Below are 1,305 nucleotides of genomic sequence, written 5' to 3'. Positions count from 1 at the left end.
CCTTGGCGGGCGCCCTGGCCGGCGTCCTCGTCTTCTTCGTGGTCTTCTCGGGGACGGGCTTCACGGTCTTCGTCGGCGCGGGCGTCGGCGCGGGGGTCTTCGGGGTGAGCGCCTCGCGCAGGTTGCCGAGGTTGCACTTCCAGTTCTCGACCGTGCTCTCGGGGTCGACGCCCTTCTTGCACGTCTCCGCCGCCGCCTCGGCCGCCGGGGCGGCGAGGACGAGGACGAGCGCCCCCGCCGAGACCGCCGCCGACGCCGTTCCGAGCCGCCTGAGCCGCTGGGGCATGTCGCTCCTCCACCCGATGCCGTGCCTGACCTTGTTGACCCTGGCCCTTGTTGACATCGTGTCCCATACGGGGTCGTCCGTAAACCGCGACACGGGGGTTTCTTTACCCATCAGTACCTCACTGGGCCACCAGCCTCGCGAGCCTGGTGCGCCGCGCGGGCGCCTCCTCCTCGCGGACGGCCCTGGCCAGCGCGGGTCCGGCCGCCTGCACGACGGACAGGTGGCGGCGCGCGAGGCCGAACGCGGTGGCCACCAGGGGCCGTGACAGGCCGTCCGCGCCCAGGACCGCCACCACGCCGGGCCGCCGCGTCCCGCGAGCGAGCGCCACGGGCACCGCCCAGCCGTGCCGCAGCCGGGACGCCTCCGCCGGGGCGACGACCGCGGCGCCGCCCGGGAAGTCGACCTCCAGCCCGTGCGGGCCGCCGCCGGTCACCACGCCCGTCTCGCCGAGCGGCGCCTGCGGGAGCGGCGCCGCGACGACCACGCGGTCGCCGGGGTCCATTCCGCCGAACGCGCCGGGGCCGGGGTTCAGCCGGGCCTTGAGCGCGGCGTTCAGGGCGCCCGCGCCCGCGTCCCCGCCCGCCGCCGGGGCGACGACCTGGACGTCCTCGACGGGGATGCCGAGGGCGCGGGGGATCGAGTCGGTGACGAGCTGGACGGTCCGGTGCAGCGCCTCGCCGGCGTCCTCGGCGGGCACGATGACGACCTCGCGGCCCGGGGCGTCCACGGCGACCAGCTCGCCGCCGCGCACCGCCTCGGTCAGGACGCCGAGCGGGCCGGACGGCGGCTCCGCGTCCAGCGCCACGACGGGCACGGTCTCCGACGCCTCCAGGTCGTCCAGCGGCCGGCCGGGCCCGGCGGGCGGCGGGGAGCCGGGCTCGCGGCACAGCACGAGGTGCGCGCCGTCGGGGCACGCCTCGGCCAGCACCGCGCACAGCTCGACGTCGAGCGCCGCGCCGTCCGCCGCTGCGGGAGCGGTTGCGGTCGGTGCAGATGCGCGCCCTGTACCGCGCGGGACG

At 77.6% G+C, this 1,305-nt stretch carries 1 protein-coding gene and 1 pseudogene; both read right to left on the bottom strand.

All coding sequences use genetic code 11. From position 1 onward, the window contains the following. A partial coding sequence (locus tag AB0K37_RS42245) for a hypothetical protein (RefSeq protein WP_363991885.1) occupies nt 1-286 on the bottom strand: 286 nt, incomplete at its 3' end. Nucleotides 287-404: 118 nt separating this feature from the next. After that, a pseudogene (locus AB0K37_RS42240) lies at nt 405-1,305 on the bottom strand (conjugal transfer protein TraA); the annotation flags it as partial.

Origin of the sequence: Actinomadura sp. NPDC049753 (assembly GCF_040674655.1) — a bacterium.
Lineage (GTDB): Bacteria > Actinomycetota > Actinomycetes > Streptosporangiales > Streptosporangiaceae > Spirillospora > Spirillospora verrucosospora.
Note: the sequence above shows the minus strand (reverse complement) of the source record. Positions and strands in the feature narration are given on the sequence as shown.